The sequence below is a fragment of the Methylobacterium sp. Leaf117 genome, assembly GCF_001422985.1.
GTDB lineage: Bacteria > Pseudomonadota > Alphaproteobacteria > Rhizobiales > Beijerinckiaceae > Methylobacterium.
This window is the reverse complement of sequence record NZ_LMNL01000012.1, coordinates 702,014-726,633: the sequence shown is the minus strand read 5'-3', so window position 1 is coordinate 726,633 and position 24,620 is coordinate 702,014. Positions and strand designations below refer to the sequence as shown.

The window sequence follows — 24,620 nt, the reverse complement described above, 5'->3', positions numbered from 1 at the left end:
CTCCGCTCTCAAGCGGACGTTCGGTCTCCGACCCAACCCGGCCGCCAGGACCGCCGCCGTCGCTTCTCCAAAGCGGCCATTCCTCATCCTTTCGGCAAATTCGGCTCTGGGTGGGGAGCGGACTCTGACCATTCGTCCAGATGCGGACGTTCTATCTCTGACCCTCAGCAGACTTTGTGTAGGTCCGCCTTCAAATTACTGAGGGGGCAGAGAGTACGACAAGGTCGGGTGATTCTTGCCGATCCACTTTTGAGCGGGTGATTGGCGAAGTGGACGTTGCGGTTCTGCGTCCGGGGGCTCCAAAGTAAGGGACCCGGACTAAGCCGGGTCCCTTCCGAGGTTCAGGCGAAGGCGTAGTCGCTCGTGGTGAGCACCTGACCCAGCGTACCACCTGCACTGATCAGAAGCTGTCCCTCGGACACACCCGCACCGTCCTGCACTTCGTACACCCGCGCGTTGCCCGAGGTGCCAACCAGCTCCAGGGTCGAGTCTGCAGCAAAGCCGCTGAACCGGATCACATCGCCCCCGGCTTGGCCTGCGCCCTGGAAGTCCACGATCAGATCGGTAGCGCCTCGTATGGCCAGGTCGCCAAAATCGATGACGAAGGTATCATCCCCTGCACCGCCACTCTGGCGGTCAGCACCAAGACCACCTGTGATGACGTCGTTTCCAGCATCACCCGCAATGATGTCGTTGCCGGAGCCGCCGCTCAGGGAATCATTGCCTGTGCCGCCACGTAGGGTGTCGTCACCACCAGCCCCAATCAGCTGATCATTTCCGCCGCCACCAACGAGCACGTTTGCAGCGTCGTTTCCAAGGACCCGATTGTCGAGTTCGTTCCCGGTGCCGTTGATGGCACCCATGCCGATAAGGGACATATTCTCGACGTTGGTACCAAGCGTGTAGCTCACTGAGCTGCCGACGCTGTCGATGCCCGTCGCGCCTGTCTCGTCGACGATGTCTCCAACATCGTCGACGATGTAGGTGTCGTTACCGGCACCCCCGACCATCGTGTCGATACCTGTACCCCCGTCGAGGGTATCGTCACCACCGTTGCCGATGATCGTATCGTTGCCGGCGCCACTGCGGATGATGTCATTGCCGACGCCGCCGGTTACGCGGTTGTCCAGATCGTTGCCGACGGCGGTGAAGTTCCCCTGACCGGTGTAGGTTAGGTTCTCGACATTGGCTGCGAGTCCATACCGACCCAAGCCTGTCAGGATCGTATCGGTACCCCCACTGTCTGCTTCGGTCACGACATCGCGCAAAGAGTCGACGATGTAGGTGTCGTTACCACCGCCGCCAAACATCTGGTCGTTTCCGAGACCACCGACCAGGAAGTCGTTGCCAGCCCCGGCGGTGATCGTGTCATCGCCCTGCCCTGCGTTGTAGTAGAAGTCCTGCCCAGCGCGGAAAGGCGGGAAGAACGTCAGTGCGTCGTTCCCATTGGTTCCGAGTACAACGCCCTCGAAGGTGTTGCCGCGCGCCGCACCTGATACGAGGTCACGGACATCGAAGGTGACCCCCTGCGTTCCGGCAACGAAGGTCATGCCCTCATCATCGTAGCGGGAAACCGCTCCCGTGAGGTTGCCGCCCGCATCTTCGGCCTGGACACGGACAGCAAGGCCCCCATCCTGGTTTGCCGCGCTTCCACCGTCATTGGTGTTGCCGTTACCCACTTCGGCCGAAGTAAAGGTCAGCCGGACGTTGCCGGTGCCGCCATCGAAGCGATCGAAACGGACCGTGTCGTTTCCCGCCCCAAGGTTCACCTGGTCGCTGCCGTCGGTGTAAACGTTGACGCCGAAGGTGTCGTCGCCATCACCGCCGAGCACCGTGTCATTCCCCGAGCCGGCACTGATCGTATCGTTGCCGCTACCGGTCGAGATGATGTTGTTGCCGCCGCCCCCGAACACGAAGTCGTCCGAGGATCCCGTTGTGAGCGTGTCGTTCCCGTTTCCACCCGTGATCTGCGCCTGAACATTGCTGGTGTTCACGACGTTGTTGCCGGTATCAGACAGGTTGAAGTTCACTGACTCAAAGCCGGTGACGAAGGTGCCGTCAGATGCCGTGCCAGTTCCATTGGCATCAAGGGTCAACGATATTGCTTGAGCCGAGCCGGCAACCGGACCATTAAAATTGAAATTGACAAGTAGAAAGTCGTTGCCCTCGCCACCATCAAGCTGATCTAGTTTTCCGCCGGTAACGAAGTCGTCTCCTGAGCCAGCGTTGACAAGGTCGCGCCTTGGATTGATTGATCCCGCAAAGATGTTTTCCGGGCGATCAATCGAGTCGATCGTGTCGTTGCCGCCCAGGCCGTTAATCACATCTTCTTCTTCGGTACCATTCAGGAAGTTATTGCCGCCATCGCCATTGATCGTAGCCATTACGTCTTCTCCCTTGCTCGCCGCCTGAGATGCACATGCGGCTCGCAGGTCGGCAGCGAGGTTGTTACGTATGGTTAACCAAGAAGGTTTCAGGCTTCGAAAGTTATAATATATTGAGTTATCTGGTCACTTTCTCGCTAGTGAGAGTAATTATCTAGGCCGTTAGAAATTGATATCTTAATTTCAAACTTTTCTGGATTAAAATTTGTTCGGTGTTTTGAAGCTTTCAACGATGTCTATCAAAGGCGTTTATGCTTCAAAATCAGACTGGCAAAAATCCACCCGTCCCGGACGCAGAACGCAGCCGCACCATGTCGCCTGCAAGCGGACGTTCCGGGCATCTCCAAAGGGTCGCAAACGGACGGGACCGAGCGTCAAGCTCTGACCACGAGCGCTTACGACCGCCCGCACCTCACGCCGCAGCCGGTGGCTCCGGGGCCTCGGGCTCTTCCGGCGAGTTCAGGATGTCCTCCAGCTCGTCCACCAGCATGTCGATCTGCTCGGAGGTGGCCAGCACCTTGAGGGTCTGGCCGGACTCGGTGGCCAGCGCCAGCTCGATTCCGCTGCCTGAGCGGGCGGCCAGGATGCGGGCGAGTTTCTGCGTCGTGCTCATGCGCGGGGTCTCTCTCCGGGGTTCCAGGATGGATGGGCGGCCAGCAGCGCCACCGCCACGGCGGGGCCGCAGGTGGAGGCCCAGTCGGCGCCGGCCTCGGCGAGGTTTTCGGCGATCAGGTCGGTGAAGGCGACCGCCGGCCGGCCGAGGCGCGCGGCCAGGCGCTCGGCGAGGAAGCGGCCGGCGCCGCAGACCACCAGGGGCGCATCGGCCGGGAGGTCGGGCCGCGACAGCAGCAGGGCGGCCGCATCGTGCAGCAGCCGCATCTGGCTCTCGGAGAAATGCGCCGCCAGGGCGCGCCAGTCGGCGGCGCTGCCCTCGCGATGGTCGCGGCCGACGATGCGGGCCAGCCGGGTCTCGCTCTCGGGGAGCGACTTGCCCTTCAGGTCGACGCTGTGCTGCTGGTCGGCCCCCTCCGGCAGGTCGCCGAGGATGCGGTAGATGTCGGCGGTGGTGGCGAAGGTCTCGGCCATCAGCCGGGAGCGGCGGCCCTGGAACGGAGCGTGGTCGGACAGAGCGACGAGGTGCGAGCGGACCACGCCCGTATAGACGAGTTCGCCCGTCTCCAGGCGCTCGGCATCGCTGTAGCCGGTCGCCGCCGGCTGGCCGCTCACGATGGGGATCAGGTCGGCGGTGGTGGAGCCGATATCGACCAGGAGAGCGTCAGCGAGGTGGTGTCCGATCAGGGCCGCCGTGGCGTGCCAGTTCGCCGAGGCGATGGCGGCGGCGTGCGCCGGAGCCATATCCGGATCGAGCAGCCCGGCGCGGCCGCCGTAGATCCGCACCGTGCCCGGAAGGGTCCGCCCGGCCCAGCCGGCGAGCTGCGTCACCCCGTCCTGCCGGTCGGCGAAGCAGTCGGTGAGTTCCCCCGTCATGGTGACGACGTGGTGGGCCTCGGCCCGGGCCCAATCGGGCAATTGCGCGAACGTCTCGTCGAGGGCCGGCAACCCGCGCCAGAGCCGGCAGGGCGCCTGCACCACGGTCTCGACGCCGCCGTTGCGAACCAAAGCTGCCTTGACATGGACCCCGCCGAGATCCCAGCCGATCACCGGCGTGTCAGGGGATGGAGTCTGTGGTGTCACGGGCGGGCCTGAACATCGGAGGAAGCCGGATGGCGGACGAATTCGAGATCATTCCGGTGATCGATCTGCGCCACGGAGCGGTGGTGCGGGCACGGGCCGGGGACCGCGACTCCTATGCCCCGATCAGGACGCCCTTGGCAAAGGGGTCGGCGCCGGCGGACGTCGCCCGCGGGCTGCTGGGGGCGGTGCCGGCCCGCATCCTCTACGTGGCCGACCTCGACGCGATCGTCGATGGGGCGCCGCCCGACATCGCGAGCCTTTCCGCCATCGTGGCCGCCTGTCCGGGCACCACCCTCTGGGTCGATGCGGGATTTTCGCGACCGGCCGGGGTCGAGGCCTTCCTGGCGGCCCATCTCGGCCGACCGGTGATCGGCAGCGAGAGCCAGGCCGATGCGGATCTTGTTCGGACGCTCGGTGACCGGGCGGTGTTCTCCCTCGACACGCGCGGCGGCGAGCGTCTCGGCCCGGCGGCCCTGCACGACGCGCCGGCGCATTGGCCGCGCGACGTGATCGTGATGACCCTGGGGCGGATCGGCATCGGGGCCGGACCGGACCTCGACCGGCTCGCGGCCCTGGCGGCTTCGAATCCTTCGACGCGTCTCTACGCGGCGGGCGGGGTGCGGGGCTGGGCCGACGTGGCCGCCTTGAAGGCGCACGGCATCGCCGGAGCCCTGATCGCCTCGGCGATCCACGACGGCGCCCTGCGCGGGCCTACAAGGCTCTGAGGCACCGGACAAAAAAGAGGGGCGGCCCGAAGGCCGCCCCGTCTCATGTTCATCGTCCGAGGAAGATGGAAGCCAGTCGCTGGAGCAGGCCCCGCGGTGCGGGCGGAGGCGCGCTCTGCCCAGGACTGCCCCCGATCTAAGCGTTCGACGCGAAGGGGTGCGAAGCGGAGTTGCGCTGCTCGGTGACGACGGCAGCGGTGGGCTCGCCCTTGACGGCGCGCTCGATGGAGAGCTTCACGGCGTCGTAGTTGTACTTCTGGATCTTGGCGTCGTCGGCCGCTTCCCAGTGAATGAACACGCCGACCAGGATGAACAGGTCGTCGGCCTCATCGGCGGGAATCGTGCCCTCGGCCACGCAATCCTGAACGGCCTTGGCAACGCCGTGCTGAGCAGGGCCGAACATCTGGACGGCCTGACGGGCGTCGTTGATGGTGACCTTGTTGAACATCAGGGTGTTGGGCTTGCAGGGCAGGTTCGGCGCGATGACCGCGAGCAGGCTGGTGAAGCCGTGCTTGTTGTTCACGAGGCCGTTGCAGAAAGCGGCCTCGGCCGGCGAACCGCGCGGTCCGATGATCAGATCGATGTGGGCGACTTCGTTGCCATCGCCGACGAGGGCTTCGCCGACCATAACCTTGTTGATCTTCGCCATGTGGGGTTTCTCCCAAAGTCTTGAAAAGACGTGGCCGCTCCCGAGCTCAGGGGGCGGCCGGCAGCTATCCTTGTTCACGGCGTCCAGTCCATCGAGGGACCGGACCGGTTAGCCCGGATCGCGGCGCGGACCCTACTCTGGGGTCTGGCCGGGAACAACCCTATGCGGACGGTGCAGGCCGGCAATTTATTCGTGTCCGGACGGAACCTTCGCATGAGGTTAGGAAAACCGGCGATCCGCGTCGGCTTTCTTCGCATCGTTTCCGGACGCGGCCGTCGCGTCCGCTTCGCCCAGCCCGCCGAGGAGCCGCGCCAGGAACAGCGTGGCCACGGTGAAGTCCGCACTGGTGCCGGGGTTGAGGCGCGCGGCCTTCCAGGCCGTGTCCTGCGCCAGCAGGACCGTCACCGGCGCTTGCGCGAGGTCGAGGGACAGCAGAGCCTCGGCCTCGATCCGCAGGGCTTCCGCCCGCTCGGGGCCGTGCTTGCGCGCCACGTGGCTGTCGGGCACCTGGGCCAGATAGGCCAGGAACAGGGCCGTCGTGCTCCAGGGCGGCGCCAGACCACGCGCTGCGGCGCTCGTCAGGGCCGGCAGGCCGATGGCGAAGAGATCGGCGAACCCGGTGACGTAGGCGCGCGCGATGGCGTCCCGCGGCGCGGCTTCCGCCATGGCGGCCCGCAGCGAGAGGGGGACCGCCGGATCGGTGACGTCGTGGCGCTCGGCCCGGCCGAGGCCGCCCGGGTTGGCCCGGCGAATCGCCGCGAAGACGTCGCGCGCGTCCTGTTCGTCGAAGCCGTCGAGTTCCGCCTGAAGCGCTAAGCGCAGCGGGCGACCGGTCTCCGCCGCCTTCGCCAGGGGCGCGCACAGCAGCAGGATGCCCAGGTTGGTGTTCTGGCCGACGCGCTCCATCGTCGCCTCGACGGCCCGGAGCACGCGCCGGCCGACCGGGGCGCCGGCATCCGTCAGGTGCGGCGCCGAGATCTCGGCGCTCGCCACGAAATCCGCCACCGCCATCCGGTGGCCGTCGGCGAAGGCGTGGACGTTGCCGGGCTTCAGGGCGTCGAGTTCGTCGCGGCAGCTCGCCCGATAGGCCTCCGCGATCGTGCCCGGATCGAGCCCGCTCATCCCAGGGCCGAGACGAGGCGGGGCGGATGCGCCGCCCGCACCGCGTTGAGGAAGCCGCGCGCCACGGCGAGCGCGATGTCGACCTCGGTGACCCGCTGCAGCCCCGACCAGGCCGGCATCGAGTTCACCTCGAGCACGAGGTAGCCGCCCGCCCCGTCCTCGACGAGGTCGATGCCGGTGTAGTCGACGCCGACCGCCGCCGCCGCGCGCTCGGCCAGTTCGGCCGCGGCCTCCGGCATCGCCCAGGGCAGCGGCCGGCCTCCGCGATGGACGTTGGTGATCCAGCCGTCGCCCTCGCGAATCATGCCCGCGATGGCGCGGCCCTCGCAGACGAAGACCCGGTAGTCGCGCCACAGCCCGTCGGTGCGGGCGATGTAGCGCTGAAGATAGTAGACCCGGGACACCGCCTCCTCGTCCGGCAGGTCCTCCGGACGCTCGATGAGCTGGAGCCCCTCCCCCTGCGAGCCGAACAGCGGCTTCAGCACCAGGGGCCGGCCCGGCCCCGCCTCCCGTGCCACCAACTCGGCGGCGGCCTCGCGCCGGGAGACCACGAAGGTCTCGGGGGTCGGCAGGCCGGCGCGGTCGATGAGCAGGCTGGTCATCGCCTTGTCGACCGAGCGCTCGATGGCGCCGGGGGAATTCCACAGCGTAGTGCCGGTGGCAGCCAGCGCGTGCAGGACGCCGAGGCGCAGGGTGGTCGCCTCGAAGGTGCCGCCCGCGATGGTGCGCAGGAGGACGCCGTCCGGCAGGGTCTGGAAACCCGGCACGCGCAGGGGCTCGGGGCCCCCGGTCACCACCGCGACGTCCGCCAGGGAGAACAGCACCGGCTCGGCGCCGAGCTGTTCGAGGGCGGCCTTCAAGCGCGCCTTGTGCCAGTTGCCGTTATCGGCCGCGAGCCCGATCCGCATTGTTCTTCGTAAACCTCGACGTCGATCCCGTCTCCCCACCGCCGGAGACGGTGGCCCGTCAGGCGGGTCGGGCCGGGACTAAATCCCGCGAGAGGGGTGGGCCAGATTCGGAGAGGATGTGGCCCCTCTCCCGGTCGCTCCGCGACCACCCTCCCCCGCAAAGGGGGAGGGTTCATGCATCGGCGCTTTACCGGAACGACGCCTCGACCAGCTCCGGCATCAGCTTGCCACCGCGAAAACTCTTGCCGGTGGTGACCGAGGTGACGATGACTTCGGCGGGGCTGAAGAGGGCGCCGTCGATCTTGTAGAAGTCGCCGTTGACCCGGGAGAAGATGTCGGCGAAGGGCGCGCCGTGGTCGGCGGAATTCGACGACGGGATCTGCTCGGCGAGCTGCTGGGCATCGGCCTCGTCGGCTTCGACGAAGAGCTGCACCCGGCCGCCGTAGATGATGGCGTCGTTGGTGCGGCCCATGGCCTGGATGAAATCCGGGTGCGGCGGCGAGAGCGGGGCGGTGCCGATGCCGTCCACGATCTTGTGCAGATCGAAGCCGACCGTGTGGGCCTTGTGCAGGGCGACTTCGAGCACCCGGGCGACGACCTGGGTCGAGCCGGCCAGGCTCTGGGTCGGGGCGTAGATGAAGGTGAGCTGCTCAGGCGCCAGGCCGGTGGCCTCGGCCACCTTGGCGATGACGGAGGCCGGCGGGCCGCCGGCGGCTTCCAGCACCAGGGCGGTCTGCTGCGCGGAATCCTTGTAGCCGAGCTCGCCGTAGAGGTCCTCCACCACCGCGACGGCGCGGCCGGGGCCGGAGCCGAGGGCGAAGAAGCCCGAATCCCCGGTCTCGTCGGCCAGCGACCAGCCGGCATACTGGCTGCCGAGGCAGGCGATGACCGGATCGGCGGCGTGCACGATGACCGAATAGGGCCAGGACGCGATCGGGCCGGACGGCGCAATCGAGACGGTGCCGAGGCCGCCGAGGCAGATCTCGGCGATGCGGCGGCCGGCCTCGATGGAGCCGCGCACGGTGGCGCCGGCATCGACCATGCGGGCGCCGTTCTCGGTGGTCACGGACAGGCGCAGGGCCTCGGCATCGGCGACCAGCCGCTCCACCAGGGGAGCGGTCAGAGCGTTGACGCTCGGAAACGGGAATTTCGCGCCGCTCGGGCTCGTGGTCATGGGTGTCCCTCCGTCAGGGCGAGCTGGGTCCGCAATTCGGCGGCCCGGCCTCGCAACATCGCTCTCGTGGCGGCCGAGTCCGGCCCTGTGGCGAACAGGGTGCACAGGGGCGCGTGGCGCGCCACCGTGGTGCCGGGTCTTGGGCGGTCGCGCACGAAATCCGGCCAGGTGATCGGCGGTATCGGCGCGTAGCCGCTGGCCGCGTAGCAGATTTCGGACGCCGCCGCATCCACCGGTGCGGGTTCGGGATCGCCGAGGTGGCCGAGGCTCGCGGCGATATGCAGGCCGAGCAGGGGTGTCGCGCGCCGGTCAAGCACGTCGAGGGTCGCCCCCGGGCGCGGATTGATCTCGGTCAGCCACCAGGCCTCGCCGTCGACGAGGCAGTCGGCGCTGGCGAGGCCCGTGAGGCCGGTCGCCGCCGCGAGGCGGGTCACGCCTGCGACGATGTCCGCCTGCAGACGGGGCTCGAGGATCGGTGGTTCGTGGCGGCCGCGCTCCAGGGCGCCGGCATAGCGAAAGGGATGCAGGGGAGACGGGGCGCACCATTGCTCGGTGACGCCCACCACCCGGACGGCGCCGCCGGCCCCTAGGACCGAGATTGCGACGGCGCGGCCCGGCACCCGGGCCTGAAAATAGGCACCGGGCGGCGCTGCACCGGCGGTCGCCCGGCGGATATGGGTGCCGCCCGAGCCCCCGGCCCGCTTGAGGAGCCAGGCGGACCGGTCCGGCACGGGGTCGCGGGTGACGGCCGGGTGCGGCACGCCGTGCGCCCGGCACAGGGCCGCGAAGGCGAGCGGGTCCTTCAGCGCACCGACGCAATCCGGGCCGGCGCCGAGGAGAAGGTAGCGACCCGCGATGGCCCGCATCAGCGCGGGCGCCGCCTCGAAGCCGCTGCCCAGCACGATGCCGAGGGGCTTGTCCGATCCGAGGGACGCGAGTTCGTCCAAGCGGGCGACGAGGGCATCACCCGCGAGCCCGGCCCCGAAGCGGCCCTCGGCCTGGCGGTAGCCCTCGGCGAGCGCCTGCGTGTCGGCATCGCCGAACAGGTCGAGGACGAGGGGCCGCAGACCCGCCCGCCGGGCCGCCTGGGCCAGGGCCCGGCCGGACTGGGCCGCGATGAGGAGGGTCCGTCCGGCACCCGGCTCCAATTGAGCCGCTCTCAGCCCGCCACCTCGACGGCCAGCGTGTAGGCATCGCGAAAATCGAGGCAGAGGGGCTCGTCGGCGTCGAGCATGCGGCGGAACAGGCGGGATTCGGTCTGGTACTTGACGTTGCCGACCGCCAGCGCGCCGATGCCGACACCGCGGCCCGTGGGCAGCGGCACGTCGACGGCGTTGACGTCGATGCCGGCGATGCCCGCCGGCGGCACGGCGTTGACGTCCGAGGCCACGAGCAGGTTCGGGGCGGATTCGAGATCCTCCGCCGTCAGGATCGGGATGCCGGCCGGGCCGGCCGACAGGATGACGTCGGCCTTGCCGATCGCGGCGCGTCGGGCGGCAACGGTGGAGCCGTCCACGGCCTCGACCTCGACGCCGAAGCGCCACCGCATGGTGTTGGCGATCTTGCTGACACGCTCCTCGCCGTCATGGCCGACGATCACCGCGTTGGCGCCGTGGAGGGCGCCGATCACGGCGGCGACATAGGCGACGACGCCGGCACCGCCGAAGATCACGATGCGCTTGCCCTCGAGGCCGGTGTCGAACTTCGATTTCAGGGCGCGGGTCACCTCGGCCACCATCGCGGCACCGGTGGTGAAGGAGCCGGCGGGGTCGGCGAAGATGTGGTTGGCGAAGGGCGGCACCAGGGCTTTCTTGGCCCGGTCGACCATGTCGAGGGCGTCCTCGGCGTTCTTGCCACCGATGAAGATGCCGGTGCGGACGCCATCCTGCGGGCTGCGCGAGAAGATCGAGTCCTGAACCAGGGTCGTCACGTCCGCGAGCGTGGCGTTGGTGTAGGTCGCGATCGTCTCGAAGCCCGCATCCGCCGCCATGTTCACGTCGAACGGGCTCATATGCTTCAGGGGCGTGATCATGTGCAGGATCGAGCGGGCCATCGTCGGACTCCCTTCATGCTGTGACGCGGCCCGATCGTGCGCCGAGGCGTCGAATTGTCAAAGGCGACCCGGTCCGGGTGCCCCGAAGCTTCGGTTTAGCGGGCTTCGTCTTAAAGCGTCGTCACCGACGCGCCGGTGTTGCGCCCGCGGGCGATCAGGAATTTCAAGGGACCGGGCCGCTCCAGCCGGGCCACGAGGGCGCGCGCCTCGGCCTCCGAAGGCATCAGGGCGAAGCCGGTCGGCCCCCATGAGCTCTGGCCGTAGCCGGCCACGCCCTCCGCCGCGATCGCCGCGAGGGCTTCGGCCACGGCGGGGCTGGCGAAGCGTCCCCCCTGGTGCGGGGCGAAATGGTCGCCGATCAGCTGCTGGATCCGGGTGATGCCGGACCCGAACCCGAGCGGTTCGGCGGTGACGGCCGCCGGCAGCACCTGCATCAGCACGATGCGGCAGATCTCGGCGGCTTGGGCCTCCGGAAAGCGCGGCAGATCGCGGAACGCCGCGACCTCGCGGCTGCCGTGGACGCCGGTCATGCCGGTGTCGAGGATCAGCACGACGCGCCAGGCCTCCGGGTAGGCCAGCCGGGCGATCACCGGGGGCGGGTTGCCCTCGGGGTCGCGCCCGCCGTCGACGATGAGGCCGCCCTGGGTGAAGGCCGCAAGGCCGACGCCCGACCGGTTGCCCCGGTCGAGGGCGTCGGCGAAATCCTCCGGCGCGAAGGGGCGCCCGGCGAGGCCGGCGAGCGCCGCCGCGACGCTGAGCGCGAGCTGCGTGCCCGAGCCGAAGCCCGCATGGGCGGGAATGGCGGAGTCGATGGTGAGCGCGGCGTGACCGGGGATGCCGAGATGCGTCGCCGCCGCCAGGGCGTAGGCCGCCGCACGGCGCGATTCCGGCCCGGTGACGTCGAGGCGGTCGCTCGGCCGTGCCGTGAGGTCCACGGCGGGGGCGTCGAGGGCGAGGCCGATGCTGCCGAAGCGCCGGCCGAGGCCGCCATGCAGGTCGAGAAACCCAAAATGCAGACGGGCCGGGGCATGGACGCGCAGGCCGGCAGCGGCTGCGCCCGGTCCGCTCGTCGGCCGCATCACGTCGAGTCCCTCCATCGTGACACGTCCCTGTCCCACGCGGTCCTGTCCCATCCGACCTCGTGCCTCGGATCACTCGGCGAGCCATGACGCCTCTGCCATGACGCCTCCGCCACGACTCCTCGGTCACGACCCCTCGGTCATGACCCCGGCCCGCGACCCTTGCGCCCGGCGGCTTCTCCCACGGAGCGGCGACCCGTCGCAAGCGCATCGGTCAAATCTTCCGGCGCGGCGCCGGGACCCTGATTCGCCCGAAGGGGTCCGGGGGGGTTGCCTGGAAAGCGGCCGCGATGCAAACGTGCCGCCCCAACGACATGGACTGGCTCAGTCCCGCCGTGCGCGACGCCGAACACGGTGCGCGCCGGGCCCTCGATTTTCCAAGGTGCAACGCATGGCGGCCTGGGTGAAGGGTGGTGCGACGGACGCGGACGCGGCGGTGGAGGCCGCCGCCACGCTCCTCGCTTCAGCGCAGAATGCTGTCCTGGCGGGGCTCTGCGCCGAGTTGAGCGCGGTGCGCGCCGCGTACCACCTCGCCGACGCCCTCGGCGCCTCCGTCGATCCCGTGGCCGGCCCGAGCCTCTATGCCGAACTCGGAGCCCTCAGCCGCACCGGGGCCATGACGACGACGCCGGCCGAGGCGGTCGGCCGGGCCGATGCGGTCCTCATCGTGGGCAACGCCCCGTGGGACCGTCCCATCGTGCAGGACATCGCCGGCACGCAGGCGACGCGGGGCCGCGCCGCCGGCGCCGAACGGGTGATCCTGTCCCTGGGTGGTCCGCGCAACGGCGCCACCCGGCACGTGGCCTACCCGGCGGAGGCCGGCGGCCTCGCCGTCTCGGTGGCGCACCTGCGCGCCTTCCTCAAGGGCAACCTCGCCGGCGAGGCGGCCTATGCCGATCTGGCCCGGCGCCTCGCCGCCGCTCAGTACGGCGTCGTCCTGTACGACCCGGCCGAGATCGGCGAACTCGGCGTTGAGATGCTCCAGGGCATGATCAAGGATCTCAACGAGGTCACGCGTTTCTTCGGCCTGCCCCTGGCTGATCCCTTCCAGGGTCGCGCCCTGCTGCAGCTCGCCGCCTGGACCACCGGCCAGGCCCCCCGCGTCGGGTTCGGCCGTCATGTGCCCGAGCACGATCCCTGGCGCTTCGACAGCGCCCGCCAGATCGCCGCCGGCGAGGCCGATGCGGCCCTGTGGCTCGCCTCCCTGCCCGCCCCGCGCCCCGACTGGCTCGGCACCCTGCCCAGCGTCGCCATCGTGGGCGTCGGCAGCCCGGAGGCCGGCGGCGACGTCGCCGACGTGGTCTTCGCCGTGGGCGTCCCCGGTGAGAGCGCCGGCGGAACCCTGTGGGACGAGCGCCGGGCGGCGATCACCTATGCGCCGGCTCCTGGCCCGACGGCCGAACTGAGCGCGGCCGGCATCCTCACCGCCATTCACGAACGCCTCATGCAGAAGAAGGCCGCCGCATGCTGATCCGGATTCACGGAGGCCGGGTCGTCGACCCGACGGCCGGCTGCGACGCGGTCGGCGAGGTCTGGATCGAGAACGGGCGCGTGGTGCCCGCCTCGGACCGTGCGCCCGACCGCACCATCGACGCCGCCGGCTGCGTGGTGATGGCCGGCGGCGTCGAGGTTCATTCGCACATCGCCGGCGGCAACGTGGTGATGAGCCGCCTGCTGCTGCCCGAGCTCTACGCCAGCGAGGCCGCGCCCGAGGGTCATCCGTTCGCGCATGCGGGCGGCTCGGCCGCCTGGATCGGCGCGAACTACGCCCGGATGGGCTACACCCTCGCGGTCGAGCCGGCGATGCCGCCCGCCAACGCCCTGGCGACCCAGCTCGAACTCGCCGACATCCCGCTCCTCGATCGCGGCGCCCTGACGGTGATGGGCAACGACGACCACCTGCTCCAGCTCCTGCGGGAGCGTGAGGGCAAGGCCGCGGTGCGCGATCTCGTCGCCCTCTCGGTGGCGACCTCGCGCGGCCTGGGCGTCAAGTGCATCAACGCGGGCGGCGCCTCGGCCTTCAAGGACGGGATGCTGAAGCTCAGCCTCGACGACGAGATCCCGGTCTACGGCCTGTCGACGCGCAAGATCATGGGCGCCCTCCTCGACGCGGTCGAGGAGATCGGCGTGCCGCACCCGCTGCACGTCCACTGTAACAATCTCGGCATCCCGGGCGCAGACGAGTCGTTCGTCGCGACCCTGGAGGCGGCGGAAGGGCGGCGCATCCACTTCGCCCACGCCCAGTTCTACGGCTACGGCGTCGCCGACCCCGAGAATCCGCTGACCGGCGGCTTCCGCTCGGCGGCCGAGCGCATCACCGAGGCGATGGAGGCGCACCCCAACGCGACCTACGACGTCGGCCAGGTCGCTTTTGGCCAGACCGTGACGATCTCGCTGGACATCCTGCGCCAGTTCGCCGGCCGCAAGGGCGCCAACCCGAAGAAGTGGATCGTCAACGCGGGGGATGCGGAGGGCGGTGGCGTGGTGCCGTTCCTGTATAAGCCGCGCGGCCCCGTGAGCTCCCTGCAATGGGCGATCGGCCTCGAGCTGATGCTGCTGTCCAAGGAGCCGGAGCGCACCATCCTGACCACCGACCACCCCAACGGTGGCCCGTTCACCGATTACCCGCGCATCATCCACTTCCTGATGGACAAGGAGGAGCGCGACCGCGAGATCGCCGGCCTGCACAAGGTCATTGCCGAGCGCTCCGGCCTCTGTGCCATCGAGCGCGAGTACAGCTTCTCCGAGATCGCCCAGCTGACGCGCTCGGGGCCGGCCAAGCTGCTCGGGCTCGCCGATCGCGGCCACCTGCGCGAGGGCGCCCGGGCCGACGTCGCGATCTACCGCGACGACCCGAACCGCACCGCCATGTTCGCCCGCGCCAAGCTGGTGCTCAAGGACGGCGAGACCATCGTGGAGGACGGCGAGGTGGTGGCCTGGCGCTCTGGCCGCACCCTCGCACTCGCCGTCGAGTCCGACAAGGCGATGGTGGCCCGCTCCGAAACCTATCTGCAGGACCGTTTCGGCACGGGCCTGAAGAGCTTTGCGGTGCCGGACGAGGCCTTCCCGAAACCGGACGTGTTCGCGGAGGTCGCATGTCGGTCATGAACGAAATCGGATGTGCGCTCCGCGCAACGCGTGAGGACCGGTGACTGAGATGACGGACCTCACCCTCAACGGCATTCCGGTGATCGACACCTTCGCGGAGGCGTTCGACGTCGCCGGAACGGCGATCATCATCACCAACGACACGGCCAAGTGGGCGATGATCGCCGCCACCGTGATGACGGGCTTCGCCACCTCGGTGATCGGCTGCGGCGCCGAGGCCGGAATCGACTGCGAGCTGTCTCCGGAGGAAACCCCGGACGGGCGCCCCGGCGTGCGCGTGCTGCTGTTCGGCTTCGAGCCGAACGGCCTCAAGGACCAGCTCCTCAAACGCGTCGGCCAGTGCATCCTCACCTGCCCGGGCACCGCCTGCTACGCCGGCGTGGAAGGCCCCACGAAGATCAAGCTCGGGGGCGCGATCCGCTATTTCGGCGACGGCTTCGCGGTGGCCAAGCGCCTGACCGACCCGGTCACCGGCAAGGCCCGCCGCTACTGGCGCATCCCCGTCATGGACGGCGAGTTCCTGTGCGAGGACTTCGTCCGCGCGGTGGACGGCGCGGTCGGCGGCGGCAACCTGCTGTTCCTCGGGCGCAAGCACGCCGACACCCTGAAGGTCGCCGAGATCGCGGTCGAGGCCGCCCGTTCGGTTTCGGGCGCGATCCTGCCTTTCCCGGGCGGCATCGTCCGCTCCGGCTCGAAGGTGGGCGCCCGCACCAAGGGCATGATGGCCTCGACCAACGATGCCTACTGCCCGACCCTCAAGGGCCGGGCCGGCACCGAACTCTCGGCCGAGGTCGGCGTCGTCCTGGAGATCGTCATCGACGCGCTGACCTCCGATGCGGTGGCGGAATCGATGCGCGCGGCCCTGCATGCGGCCACTGAAGTCGGTGCGGCGCACGGGCTGGTGGCCGTCACGGCCGGTAATTACGGCGGCAATCTCGGCCGCCACCATTATCACCTGAAGAACCTGCTCTCGAAGGAGCCGGGCAGCGAGGCTGGAGCGGCATGAGCACCCTCACCCTGCGCCAGGAGCCGCCGGAGCGGCTCGACTTCCTGCACGTCAATCCGCTGGCGCTCAGCGGCCTGACCGAGGCCGAGGCGGCCAGGCTCCCCGTCGGCACCGGCCGGCGCGGCCTGACCCTGGGCGACTGCTTCACGCTCGCCCTCGACGGCTCGGACGAACTCGTCATCGAGGGGGGCTCGTCGCGCCTCGACCGGGTCGGCGCGTCGCTGAGCGGCGGTTCCATCCGCGTCACCGGCGATGTCGGACAGCGCCTCGGCGAAGGCATGAGCAGCGGCTCGGTGACGGTGACCGGTTCGGCAGGCCCCTTCGCGGGTTCGGGCGCCACCGGCGGTACGATCACCATCGAGGGCGATGCCGGCGACCATGCCGGCGGTGCGGTCTACGCCGCCAAGGCCGGTCTCGACGGTGCCACCCTGGTGATCCGCGGCAGCGCCGGCGACTATCTCGGCGACCGCATGCGGCGCGGACTCATCCTGGTCGGCCGGGCGGGCGCCCATGCGGGCGCGCGGATGATCGCCGGCACCATCGCGGCGACGAGTCTCGGCGATCATCCGGGCTTCGGCATGCGCAGGGGCACCATCCTGACCGGCGCGGTCGGGGCGCTCAGCCCCAGCTTCGTCGAGACCGGCTCGCACGATCTCGTGTTCCTGCGCCTCCTCGCCCGCGCCCTGCGGCCCCTCAGCCCCGCCCATGCGGATCTCGCCGCCGGAGCCCTGACGCGCTACTCGGGGGATCTCGCGACCCTCGGCAAGGGCGAGCTCTGGGTGACGGCCTGAGGCCGTCGACCGCCGTCCGGGCTCGCCTGCCGGGGCGGCCCGGCGGAATGCGCCGATCCCCTCGCCCTCGGTCGAGCCGGGGGCGATCCGGGGCCAATCGCCATCCGGACTTGCACAATCTTCCCGATCGGTCGATTTTCTGCCTCCGCGGGCGGCAGCATAGTGCCGGCGTTCCGCGTTTCCGCAGCGCGAACCCGGCCTCCCGATGCTCATTCTGCTCTCGATCTGCCTCCTGTCGCAGCCCTCGCAGTGCCGCGAGGACAAGATCGACCTGTCGTTCGAAGCGCGCAGCCCGAACATCTGCCTGCGCAACTCCCAGAGCGCCATCGCCAAGTGGCAGGCGGACCATCCCGAATGGCAGGTGACCAAGTGGCGCTGTGCCGTCCGGGGCAGCCAGCCGCGCGACCTGTGACCGGGACGCCCGCGCTTCCCGCATCTCCTGTCCGCGCCGGGACGCTTCCACGGGATGACGCTCCCACACGGTAGCGCTTGCAACGGAGCCGGCCCTGAGCCTACAGAGCCTGCATCCGCGATGTTGTTCGCAAGATCGCCGGAGCAGACGGGATGATCAGGTAAGCACGGATGGCAGTGCAGTCCTGGTGAGGCCCGGGGAATCATCTCGGGACGATTTGGCAAAGCGGTTCGGTAAGATGATCGGGTAGGACGATGTCGGCACCACCATGCGCTCGCTGAAGGTCCGATTCGCCCTGCTGCTCGGGGGCACCGCGCTCCTCGTTGTCCTGGCGGCCATCGGCGTCCTCGCCTCGATCAGCGCCGCCGAGCGCACCATCGACCGGACGCTGGCAGCGCAGGGGCGCCTGGAACTCCTGGTCGAACTCTCCGGCCGCATGACCCAGTACGGGCTCGCCGCCCTGGAGGCGGTGAGCAACCCGGACGCGCAGCCGGAGGGACTCGCGGTGGCGCGCGCCAATGTGGACCGCGCCCTGGTGGCGGTCGACGAAGCTCTGGGGCGCAGCATCGCGGCGAGCGACGATCCCCTCGACCGAACCCAGTATGCCGCCCGCACCCGGCCCCTGGCCCAGCTGCGCGCGGCGCGTGCCGTGCTCGACCGGCAGGTGACGCAGGTGCTGCGCCAGTCCGAGGATGAATCCCGCCGGGCGGCGATCCGAGGTGCCCTCAACGGCTTCGGGGCCATGACGGGCCAGCCCCTCTCTTTCCTGATCGAGGTCGAGCGCCGCTCGATGATCGCCGGCTCCGACGCGGCGCGCGCCCTGTCCGGTACCCTGCGGATCGCCTCCCTCGCCGCCGTGGCGGGGGCCCTCGCCCTCGTGCTGCTGCTCTACCGGGCGGTGACCCGGCCGGTGCTGGCCCGGATCGAGGCGGTGCGCCGCGCCGCCAGCGCGGTCGGGCGCGGCGAACTCGACACCCGCCTGTCGGTGGCGACCCGGGACGAGCTCGGCCTGCTGGTGGCGAACTTCAACCGCATGGCCGCCCGTCTGGCCCGGCGCGAGGGCCGGCTCGCGGCGGACCGGGCCTCGCTCGAGGACACCGTTGCGGCCCGTACGCTCGACCTGCGCGCGGCCAATGCCCGCCTGGAGGCGGTGGACCGTTCGCGCCGGCGCTTCTTCGCCGATGTCAGCCATGAGCTGCGCACGCCCCTCACGGTGATCCTGGGCGAGTGCGACATCGCCGCCCGCTCGGCCGGGCGTCAGGTCGATTTCGGTCCGGTCTTCGCCACCATCCGCAAGCGGGCCCTGCGTCTGCAGCGCCGCGTCGAGGATCTGCTGCGGGTCGCCCGCTCGGAATCCGGCCAGATCGAACTGGACCGGCGCCCGGTCGCCGTCGCGGCGATCCTGTCCGACGCCGTCGACGGCATGGCGTCGGAGGCCGCGCGCCGGCGCGTGGCGCTGAGCCTGGCCCCCTCCGGCCACGACCCCAGGCTGCTCGCCGACCGGGAGTGGCTGCGCCAGGTGATCGAAAGCCTGATCGACAACGCCCTGCGCCACGCCACCGGGCTCACGCGCGTGACCGTGGCGTTGGCGGCGGTGGAGGGATTGCGCGGCGTGGTGACGATCACGGATGACGGGCCGGGCTTCCCCGATCTCGGCGATGGGCTGTTCGAGCGCTTCCGCCGCGAGAGCCCGTCGGGCGAAACGGGGTTCGGCATCGGTCTGGCCCTGGCGCGCTGGGTGGTGGAGCGCCATGATGGGTCGATCCACCTGCGTAGCGGACCCGACGGCCGGGGCGCTCAGGTCGCCCTCGAATTGCCGGTCATGGACTCCGCCGTGACCGAATCCGATCCCGGGACGCAGCATCAGGACGGCCCGGATCGGGTCGGAAAGGAGACCGCGGCATGACGCGCGTATTGATCGTGGAGGATGACAGCGACATCCGCGCCATGCTGGCCCGGGGACTCGAGGCCGAAGGCTTCTCGGTCGGCGTCGCCGGCTGCGTCGACGACGCCCTGGCGGCGGCTCGGGCCGATTCACCCGAAGCCGTGGTGCTCGACATCACCTTGCCGGACGGGTCGGGCCACGATGTCTGCCGCTCGCTGCGCGAAGGCGGCTATCCGGGACCGATTCTCTTCCTCTCGGCGCGCGACGAGGTCCGCGACCGGGCCGAGGGGCTGGCGCTCGGCGCCGACGACTACATCGTGAAGCCCTTCGTCTTCGACGAATTGCTGGCCCGGCTCCAGACCCATCTCCTGCGCCGCAAGGCGTCGGAGGAGCCGCGCACCATCGTGACGGCCGGGAAGCTCGTCCTCGATCTCAACATCCGGCAGGTCGGATTCCTGGATGCGACGGCGCGCCTCACCCCCCGCGAGGCGGAACTGCTCGCCCTGCTCATGGACAACGCCAACCATCCGGTGACGCGGGGCGACATCTTCGACAAGCTCTGGGCCGGCCAGGGCGGCCTGTCGCTGAATGTCGTCGATGTCTACGTGGGTTACCTGCGCACGAAGCTCTCCGACTTCGTCCGCCTCGGCGGTCCGGTCATCGTCACCGTCCGGGGACGGGGCTTCATGCTGGACCTGAAAGGTCAGGATTTCCGGCACTGAGCCCGGATTTCCGGCACCGAGGCGGCACCCCGCGTTAACGCCGGCCGCGGATTCGCAGGGGTCGATGGGAGAAACCGGCAATTTAGCGCTTGAACTGCCGAGCCAAATTGTCGATATCACTCCGGCGACAGAAACCACTGCGCCGTCAGTGTCTTACGATCTTCTTATGGGATCGGGATGCTGCTGACGTTCAGAAGAAACCTTCAGGAGAAACACCATGACCTGGGCTGCCCCCATCGTTTCCGAGATCTGCGTCGGCATGGAAGTCACCAGCTACGAGTCCGCCGAGATCGACACCTTCAACTGATCTCTCGCAACTGAGATTCGTTGAACCCGAGGGTTCTTGAGGCAGCGTCGGTTTCCCCATGCATGTCCTGATCCTCGGTTCGGCCGCGGGCGGCGGCCTTCCCCAGTGGAATTGCCGCTGCCCGATCTGCGCCCTCGCCCGTGAGGACGCCACCCGCGTCAGGCCGCGGACCCAGTCGAGCATCGCCGTCTCCCCCGATGGGGAACGCTGGCTCCTGGTGAACGCCTCCCCGGATATCCGCCAGCAATTGTTCGACAATCCCGCGATGCATCCGCGCGAAGGCCTGCGCCATTCGCCGATCCACGCGGTTCTGCTGACCAACGGCGACGTCGACCACGTCGCCGGGCTGCTGACGCTGCGCGAGGGGCAGCCCTTCACGCTCTACGGCACCGCCGGCATCCTCGACTCGGTCAATGCCAACCGGGTCTTCGACGTGATGGCGTCGGGCGTGGTCGCGCGCGAACCGATCGCCCTCGACCGCAGTTTCGAGCCGGTGCCCGGCCTGACGGTGACGCTGTTCGCCGTACCCGGCAAGGTGCCGCTCTGGCTCGAGGACGAGACCCTGGAACTCGGCGCCGAGACCGAGACCACCGTGGGGGCGATGATCGAATCGAACGGGCGCCGCCTCGCCTACATCCCCGGCTGTGCCCGCGTCACCGAGGGGCTGAAGGCCCGGATCGGCGGTGTCGAGGCCCTGCTGTTCGATGGAACCGTTCTCCTCGACGACGACATGATCCGGGCCGGTGTCGGCACCAAGACCGGGTGGCGCATGGGGCACGTGCCCATGACCGGCGAGGGCGGTTCCATCGCGGCGCTCGCCGACGTGGCCATCGGGCACCGGGTCTTCGTTCACATCAACAACACCAACCCGGTGCTGGTGGAAGGCTCGGACGAGCGCCGCCGGGTCGAGTCCGAGGGCTGGACCGTGGCCCATGACGGTTTGACGCTCGACCTTTCGTGACGCGTCCGGCTGGCAATTTAGTGCCGGCACCATACATTGTGTCCGATTGAATTGCGTGATCTGAGCCGATCCCTTCACGGCTCGGTCCGCAAAGGATAAGAAAAGTTCCTAAAACCGACCCCGCAGATCCGCGAGCCACGCCATGACCGCGCCCTTTCCGACCCCGAAGACCGACGAGGCGCAGCGCCTGCTCTCGCCTGAGGAATTGGAGGCGGCGCTTCGCGACATCGGCGCGCGCCGCTACCACAACCTGCACCCGTTTCATCGCCTGCTGCACGACGGCAAGCTGAACAAGGATCAGGTCCGGGCCTGGGCGCTCAATCGCTACTATTACCAGGCGATGATCCCGGTGAAGGACGCCGCCGTGCTGGCTCGCATGACCGACGCGTCCCTGCGCCGGGTCTGGCGCCAGCGCATCGTCGATCATGACGGCGATGCGCCCGGCGATGGCGGCATTGAACGTTGGCTGAAGCTCGCCGAGGGCGTCGGCTTCGCACGCGACTACGTGGAATCCACGCAAGGGATCCTGTCGGCGACCCGCTTCTCGGTCGACGCCTACGTGCATTTCGTGAAGGAGCGTTCGCTGCTGGAGGCCATCGCCTCGTCGCTGACCGAGATGTTCTCGCCGACCATCATCTCCGAGCGCGTCGCCGGGATGCTGAAGAACTACGATTTCATCACCAAGGACACGCTGGCTTATTTCGACAAGCGTCTGACCCAGGCGCCGCGGGATGCCGACTTTGCCATCGCGTATGTCAAGGAGCACGCCACCACGCCGGCGTTGCAGCGTCAGGCGATGGACGCCCTGACCTTCAAGTGCAACGTGCTGTGGACTCAGCTCGACGCCCTGTACTTCGCCTACGTCGCCCCCGGCATGATTCCGCCGGATGCCTGGACGCCGGGCGCCGGCCTGGTGCCGGAGCGGGCGATCTCTCAGGCGGCCGGCACCGGCACGGTCACGGCCCACGACGTGCCGCGCCTACCCCGCGGCGTGCGCCTGCGCCATGACGCCGTGCGCGATCAGTACGTCCTGCTGGCGCCCGAGCGAACCTTCGACCTCGACGCCAACGCGGTGGCGGTTCTCGAACTGGTCGACGGCCAGCGCAGCGTGCGCGACATCGCCACCCTGCTCGGCGAGAAGTTCACGGCGGACCCCGCCGTGATCGAGGCCGACATCCTCGTGATGCTGAACGATCTGGCCACGAAACGGGTTCTGGAGCGATGAACGCGATCACGCCGAACGTCCCCACTCTGCCCGCACCGGTCGGGCTCCTGGCGGAGCTCACCCATCGCTGCCCCCTGCGCTGTCCCTATTGCTCGAATCCGCTCGAACTCGATCGGCGCTCGGGCGAACTCGACACCGCCACGTGGCAGCGGGTGCTGACGGAAGCGGCGGGCCTCGGCGTGCTCCATGTCCATCTCTCCGGCGGCGAGCCGACGGCCCGCAACGACATCGTCGAGATCACCCAGACCTGCGCCAAGCTCGGGCTCTACTCCAACCTCATCACCTCCGGCGTCGGCGGCGCGCTCGCCAAGCTCGACGCCTTGTATGACGTAGGTCTGGACCACGTGCAGCTCTCGGTTCAGGGCGTCGATGCCGCCAACGCCGAGAAGATCGGCGGCCTCAAGAATGCCCAGCCGCAGAAATTCGCCTTCGCCGAGCGGGTGACTCACCTCGGCCTGCCGCTGACGCTGAATTCGGTGATCCACCGGGGTAACATTCATGAGGTCGAGGGCTTCATCGACCTCGCGGTCAAGCTCGGGGCCAAGCGCCTGGAGGTCGCCCACACCCAGTATTACGGCTGGGCCTACGTGAACCGTGCCGCCCTGATGCCGAACAAGGCCGAGGTCGATCGCTCGATCCGGATCGTCGAGGCCGCTCGCGAGCGCCTCAAGGGGCAGCTCGTCATCGATCTGGTGGTGCCGGACTACTACGCGAAATACCCCAAGGCCTGCGCCGGCGGCTGGGGCCGCAAGCTCATGAACGTGACGCCGCAGGGTAAGGTGCTGCCGTGCCACGCGGCCGAGACGATCCCGAACCTCGAATTCTGGTACGTGTCCGATCATTCGCTCGGGGATATCTGGGCGCATTCGCCGGCTTTCACGGCCTATCGGGGTACGGACTGGATGCAGGAGCCCTGCCGCTCTTGCGACCGGAGGGAGAAGGATTGGGGCGGCTGCCGCTGCCAGGCCCTGGCACTCGCCGGGGATGCGGCGGCGACCGACCCGGCCTGCTCGCTCTCGCCTCTCCACGCCAAGGTGCGGGACCTCGCCGTCGAAGAGGCGGCCGAGACCCCGCCCGACTACGTCTACCGGACCATCGGCAGTAACGTGCAGCCCAATGTGCGTACGCCGCTGAATGAGGAAGCGCCGCTTTGAAGCCCGTCACACTTGCCGCGTTGCTGATGCTCGCAGGCGCACCCGCCCTCGCCCAGACCGCGCCGGCCACGCCCGCGAGTCCCGAGGTGCCTGCCGTCACCAAGACCAACACCACGACGGCGCCCAATGCCTCGGACCTGCTCTTCGAGCAGCCGCAAATGAAGAATGTCCCGCCCGGAACGAGCCTGACCTACACCTACCTGCGCCGCAGCGGCATCTCGAAGGGGCCGTTCGGACCGCCGCTCGACGATACCATCAAGCTCGGCATCGAGCCGGGCAACGCCGCCGAGAACCGCAACATCCGGGTGCAGATGTTTTCCGGAGCCAACCGTTTCCCGGCCGGCCCGTTCGAGGACATGCCGGGCAACCCGGTGATGACGCTCTTCCTCGAGCATCACCTGATGGATCTCGCCCGCGTGCTGATGGCCAACCCGCGCTACATCAAGAACGCGATCCGCAAGGGCCTGCGCGACAACGCCACCGTGACGCCGACGCAGGTCGACTATAAAGGCCGGAAGGTGGACGCTTGGCGCATCACGACCCAGCCCTTCGTCGGCGACAAGATGAAGGAGCGTATGCGTGGCTTCGAGAACCTGACCTATACCTTCGTCACGTCCGACGCGGTCCCGGGCGAGTTGGTCTCGATCGAAGCCTCGTCCAAGAACGCCGAGGGCGGCGAACTCCTGCAAGAGAACCTGACCTATGATCAGAACGCTGGTTAAGCTCTCCCGCGGCGTGGCCGCCGGGGCCTGCGCCGTCGCGTTCCTGGCCGGACCTTTGGCCGCCGCCGAGCTCGAGAACGACTATCCCACCGAGGCGCGCGCCGATTACATCTTCGGTTGCATGGCCGCCAACGGGCAGTCGCGCGAATCCCTGTCGCGCTGCTCCTGCTCCCTCGATGCCCTCGCGTCGCTGCTGTCCTACGACAAGTACGTCCAGGCCAGCACGGTGCTGTCGCTGCGCCAGGGCATCGGCCAGCGCACCACCCAGTTCAAATCGACGAAGGTGTTCGACGACCAGGTCGCCGACCTGCGCCGGGCCCAGGCCGAGGCCGAGATCCGCTGTTATCGCGGCGGGACCTGACGGGCGCACGGTGCCGCTCGCACGCGCTGGAATCTCGGCCCATGCGGGTCGGCGCGTCGAGAGAAACCGGGGTGGTGCCCCAGCGTCTTGGGGTGCCGCCCATGGTTGCCGACAATGAAGGATCGTCCTGAGAGGCGTATGCTCCAGTAACGGTCGGCGTAACCGGATGTCGGCCCC

At 69.1% G+C, this 24,620-nt stretch carries 24 protein-coding genes; 14 read left to right on the top strand and 10 right to left on the bottom strand.

The genetic code is table 11. From position 1 onward, the window contains the following. Positions 1–341: 341 nt before the first annotated feature. The 3 genes from ASF57_RS26870 to ASF57_RS10280 all read right to left on the bottom strand — a co-directional run bounded on the left by ASF57_RS26870 (position 342) and on the right by ASF57_RS10280 (position 4,079). Positions 342–2,384 carry a calcium-binding protein gene (locus ASF57_RS26870; RefSeq protein ID WP_082503817.1) on the bottom strand — a complete coding sequence of 681 codons (2,043 nt, stop codon included), beginning with the start codon at positions 2,382–2,384 and terminating at the stop codon, positions 342–344. Between the two features lie 412 nt (positions 2,385–2,796). Then, positions 2,797–2,997, bottom strand: a complete 201-nt coding sequence (locus ASF57_RS10285; RefSeq protein ID WP_056183735.1) for a hypothetical protein — start codon at positions 2,995–2,997, stop codon at positions 2,797–2,799. After that, positions 2,994–4,079: a hydantoinase/oxoprolinase family protein gene (locus ASF57_RS10280; protein ID WP_056482619.1), complete on the bottom strand. Its 1,086-nt coding sequence runs from the start codon at positions 4,077–4,079 to the stop codon at positions 2,994–2,996. The genes ASF57_RS10285 and ASF57_RS10280 overlap by 4 nt, the downstream gene beginning before the upstream one ends. Positions 4,080–4,108: 29 nt before the next feature. On the opposite strand from ASF57_RS10280, the gene ASF57_RS10275 reads away from it, so the two are divergent. Beyond that, entirely contained in the window at positions 4,109–4,804 is a 696-nt protein-coding gene (locus ASF57_RS10275) for a HisA/HisF-related TIM barrel protein (protein WP_056482616.1), read from the top strand. Between the two features lie 136 nt (positions 4,805–4,940). Here the strand turns inward: ASF57_RS10275 and fae are convergent, their stop codons facing one another. From fae to ASF57_RS10240, 7 genes are all read right to left on the bottom strand, one after another. Further along, on the bottom strand, positions 4,941–5,453 hold the full coding sequence (gene fae / locus ASF57_RS10270) for a formaldehyde-activating enzyme (RefSeq protein WP_056183739.1): 513 nt from the start codon (positions 5,451–5,453) through the stop codon (positions 4,941–4,943). 219 nt (positions 5,454–5,672) lie between these two features. Beyond that, complete coding sequence (locus ASF57_RS10265) at positions 5,673–6,575, bottom strand: triphosphoribosyl-dephospho-CoA synthase (protein WP_082503816.1); 903 nt, start codon at positions 6,573–6,575, stop codon at positions 5,673–5,675. Then, entirely contained in the window at positions 6,572–7,483 is a 912-nt protein-coding gene (locus ASF57_RS10260; protein ID WP_056183742.1) for a RimK family alpha-L-glutamate ligase, read from the bottom strand. Before ASF57_RS10260 ends, ASF57_RS10265 begins: the two co-directional genes overlap by 4 nt. A 187-nt stretch (positions 7,484–7,670) precedes the next feature. After that, positions 7,671–8,657 carry a methenyltetrahydromethanopterin cyclohydrolase gene (mch, locus tag ASF57_RS10255; protein WP_056482613.1) on the bottom strand — a complete coding sequence of 329 codons (987 nt, stop codon included), beginning with the start codon at positions 8,655–8,657 and terminating at the stop codon, positions 7,671–7,673. After that, entirely contained in the window at positions 8,654–9,805 is a 1,152-nt protein-coding gene (locus tag ASF57_RS10250; protein ID WP_156376042.1) for an ATP-grasp domain-containing protein, read from the bottom strand. The genes mch and ASF57_RS10250 overlap by 4 nt, the downstream gene beginning before the upstream one ends. 11 nt (positions 9,806–9,816) lie before the next feature. Then, on the bottom strand, positions 9,817–10,710 hold the full coding sequence (locus ASF57_RS10245; protein WP_056482610.1) for an NAD(P)-dependent methylenetetrahydromethanopterin dehydrogenase: 894 nt from the start codon (positions 10,708–10,710) through the stop codon (positions 9,817–9,819). A gap of 110 nt (positions 10,711–10,820) precedes the next feature. Beyond that, positions 10,821–11,789: a beta-ribofuranosylaminobenzene 5'-phosphate synthase family protein gene (locus ASF57_RS10240; RefSeq protein WP_156376060.1), complete on the bottom strand. Its 969-nt coding sequence runs from the start codon at positions 11,787–11,789 to the stop codon at positions 10,821–10,823. A 391-nt stretch (positions 11,790–12,180) separates the two neighbouring features. On the opposite strand from ASF57_RS10240, the gene ASF57_RS10235 reads away from it, so the two are divergent. The 13 genes from ASF57_RS10235 to ASF57_RS10175 all read left to right on the top strand — a co-directional run bounded on the left by ASF57_RS10235 (position 12,181) and on the right by ASF57_RS10175 (position 24,443). Beyond that, complete coding sequence (locus ASF57_RS10235) at positions 12,181–13,260, top strand: hypothetical protein (protein WP_056482604.1); 1,080 nt, start codon at positions 12,181–12,183, stop codon at positions 13,258–13,260. Further along, positions 13,254–14,897: a formylmethanofuran dehydrogenase subunit A gene (locus ASF57_RS10230; protein ID WP_056482601.1), complete on the top strand. Its 1,644-nt coding sequence runs from the start codon at positions 13,254–13,256 to the stop codon at positions 14,895–14,897. Before ASF57_RS10235 ends, ASF57_RS10230 begins: the two co-directional genes overlap by 7 nt. 49 nt (positions 14,898–14,946) lie before the next feature. Continuing rightward, on the top strand, positions 14,947–15,903 hold the full coding sequence (gene fhcD / locus ASF57_RS10225; RefSeq protein WP_056482598.1) for a formylmethanofuran--tetrahydromethanopterin N-formyltransferase: 957 nt from the start codon (positions 14,947–14,949) through the stop codon (positions 15,901–15,903). Beyond that, a complete protein-coding gene (locus ASF57_RS10220) occupies positions 15,900–16,694 on the top strand; it encodes a formylmethanofuran dehydrogenase subunit C (protein WP_056482595.1) in 795 nt (264 codons plus the stop codon). The genes fhcD and ASF57_RS10220 overlap by 4 nt, the downstream gene beginning before the upstream one ends. A 205-nt stretch (positions 16,695–16,899) precedes the next feature. After that, positions 16,900–17,106, top strand: a complete 207-nt coding sequence (locus ASF57_RS10215; protein WP_056183757.1) for a hypothetical protein — start codon at positions 16,900–16,902, stop codon at positions 17,104–17,106. 268 nt (positions 17,107–17,374) lie between these two features. Then, entirely contained in the window at positions 17,375–19,012 is a 1,638-nt protein-coding gene (locus ASF57_RS10210) for a HAMP domain-containing sensor histidine kinase (RefSeq protein WP_056482592.1), read from the top strand. Further along, the gene (locus ASF57_RS10205; protein WP_056183761.1) at positions 19,009–19,713 is read left to right on the top strand and encodes a response regulator transcription factor; all 705 of its coding nucleotides are present in this window, start codon (positions 19,009–19,011) and stop codon (positions 19,711–19,713) included. The genes ASF57_RS10210 and ASF57_RS10205 overlap by 4 nt, the downstream gene beginning before the upstream one ends. A 217-nt stretch (positions 19,714–19,930) precedes the next feature. After that, complete coding sequence (gene pqqA / locus ASF57_RS10200) at positions 19,931–20,020, top strand: pyrroloquinoline quinone precursor peptide PqqA (protein ID WP_055889187.1); 90 nt, start codon at positions 19,931–19,933, stop codon at positions 20,018–20,020. Positions 20,021–20,078: 58 nt separating this feature from the next. Beyond that, positions 20,079–20,981, top strand: coding sequence for a pyrroloquinoline quinone biosynthesis protein PqqB (gene pqqB, locus ASF57_RS10195; protein ID WP_056482589.1), 903 nt, complete (start codon positions 20,079–20,081; stop codon positions 20,979–20,981). Positions 20,982–21,123: 142 nt separating this feature from the next. Continuing rightward, on the top strand, positions 21,124–22,206 hold the full coding sequence (gene pqqC / locus ASF57_RS10190; RefSeq protein ID WP_056482586.1) for a pyrroloquinoline-quinone synthase PqqC: 1,083 nt from the start codon (positions 21,124–21,126) through the stop codon (positions 22,204–22,206). After that, positions 22,203–23,360, top strand: coding sequence for a pyrroloquinoline quinone biosynthesis protein PqqE (pqqE, locus tag ASF57_RS10185; protein WP_056482583.1), 1,158 nt, complete (start codon positions 22,203–22,205; stop codon positions 23,358–23,360). Before pqqC ends, pqqE begins: the two co-directional genes overlap by 4 nt. Then, complete coding sequence (locus ASF57_RS10180; protein ID WP_056482580.1) at positions 23,357–24,082, top strand: hypothetical protein; 726 nt, start codon at positions 23,357–23,359, stop codon at positions 24,080–24,082. Before pqqE ends, ASF57_RS10180 begins: the two co-directional genes overlap by 4 nt. Further along, positions 24,063–24,443, top strand: a complete 381-nt coding sequence (locus ASF57_RS10175) for a hypothetical protein (RefSeq protein WP_056183771.1) — start codon at positions 24,063–24,065, stop codon at positions 24,441–24,443. Before ASF57_RS10180 ends, ASF57_RS10175 begins: the two co-directional genes overlap by 20 nt. Positions 24,444–24,620 lie beyond the last annotated feature (177 nt).

What these genes read in the sequence shown, in the direction of transcription:
- ASF57_RS10230 (WP_056482601.1), top strand. Translation starts at nt 13,254, where the DNA reads ATGCTGATCCGGATTCACGGAGGCCGGGTCGTCGACCCGACGGCCGGC.
- ASF57_RS10275 (WP_056482616.1), top strand. Translation starts at nt 4,109, where the DNA reads ATGGCGGACGAATTCGAGATCATTCCGGTGATCGATCTGCGCCACGGA.
- ASF57_RS10205 (WP_056183761.1), top strand. Translation starts at nt 19,009, where the DNA reads ATGACGCGCGTATTGATCGTGGAGGATGACAGCGACATCCGCGCCATG.
- pqqE (WP_056482583.1), top strand. Translation starts at nt 22,203, where the DNA reads ATGAACGCGATCACGCCGAACGTCCCCACTCTGCCCGCACCGGTCGGG.
- fae (WP_056183739.1), bottom strand. Translation starts at nt 5,453, where the DNA reads ATGGCGAAGATCAACAAGGTTATGGTCGGCGAAGCCCTCGTCGGCGAT.
- ASF57_RS10260 (WP_056183742.1), bottom strand. Translation starts at nt 7,483, where the DNA reads ATGCGGATCGGGCTCGCGGCCGATAACGGCAACTGGCACAAGGCGCGC.
- pqqC (WP_056482586.1), top strand. Translation starts at nt 21,124, where the DNA reads ATGACCGCGCCCTTTCCGACCCCGAAGACCGACGAGGCGCAGCGCCTG.
- ASF57_RS10215 (WP_056183757.1), top strand. Translation starts at nt 16,900, where the DNA reads ATGCTCATTCTGCTCTCGATCTGCCTCCTGTCGCAGCCCTCGCAGTGC.
- pqqB (WP_056482589.1), top strand. Translation starts at nt 20,079, where the DNA reads ATGCATGTCCTGATCCTCGGTTCGGCCGCGGGCGGCGGCCTTCCCCAG.
- mch (WP_056482613.1), bottom strand. Translation starts at nt 8,657, where the DNA reads ATGACCACGAGCCCGAGCGGCGCGAAATTCCCGTTTCCGAGCGTCAAC.
- ASF57_RS10265 (WP_082503816.1), bottom strand. Translation starts at nt 6,575, where the DNA reads ATGAGCGGGCTCGATCCGGGCACGATCGCGGAGGCCTATCGGGCGAGC.
- ASF57_RS10175 (WP_056183771.1), top strand. Translation starts at nt 24,063, where the DNA reads ATGATCAGAACGCTGGTTAAGCTCTCCCGCGGCGTGGCCGCCGGGGCC.
- ASF57_RS10220 (WP_056482595.1), top strand. Translation starts at nt 15,900, where the DNA reads ATGAGCACCCTCACCCTGCGCCAGGAGCCGCCGGAGCGGCTCGACTTC.
- ASF57_RS10210 (WP_056482592.1), top strand. Translation starts at nt 17,375, where the DNA reads ATGCGCTCGCTGAAGGTCCGATTCGCCCTGCTGCTCGGGGGCACCGCG.
- ASF57_RS26870 (WP_082503817.1), bottom strand. Translation starts at nt 2,384, where the DNA reads ATGGCTACGATCAATGGCGATGGCGGCAATAACTTCCTGAATGGTACC.
- ASF57_RS10285 (WP_056183735.1), bottom strand. Translation starts at nt 2,997, where the DNA reads ATGAGCACGACGCAGAAACTCGCCCGCATCCTGGCCGCCCGCTCAGGC.
- ASF57_RS10240 (WP_156376060.1), bottom strand. Translation starts at nt 11,789, where the DNA reads ATGCGGCCGACGAGCGGACCGGGCGCAGCCGCTGCCGGCCTGCGCGTC.
- fhcD (WP_056482598.1), top strand. Translation starts at nt 14,947, where the DNA reads ATGACGGACCTCACCCTCAACGGCATTCCGGTGATCGACACCTTCGCG.
- ASF57_RS10235 (WP_056482604.1), top strand. Translation starts at nt 12,181, where the DNA reads ATGGCGGCCTGGGTGAAGGGTGGTGCGACGGACGCGGACGCGGCGGTG.
- pqqA (WP_055889187.1), top strand. Translation starts at nt 19,931, where the DNA reads ATGACCTGGGCTGCCCCCATCGTTTCCGAGATCTGCGTCGGCATGGAA.
- ASF57_RS10245 (WP_056482610.1), bottom strand. Translation starts at nt 10,710, where the DNA reads ATGGCCCGCTCGATCCTGCACATGATCACGCCCCTGAAGCATATGAGC.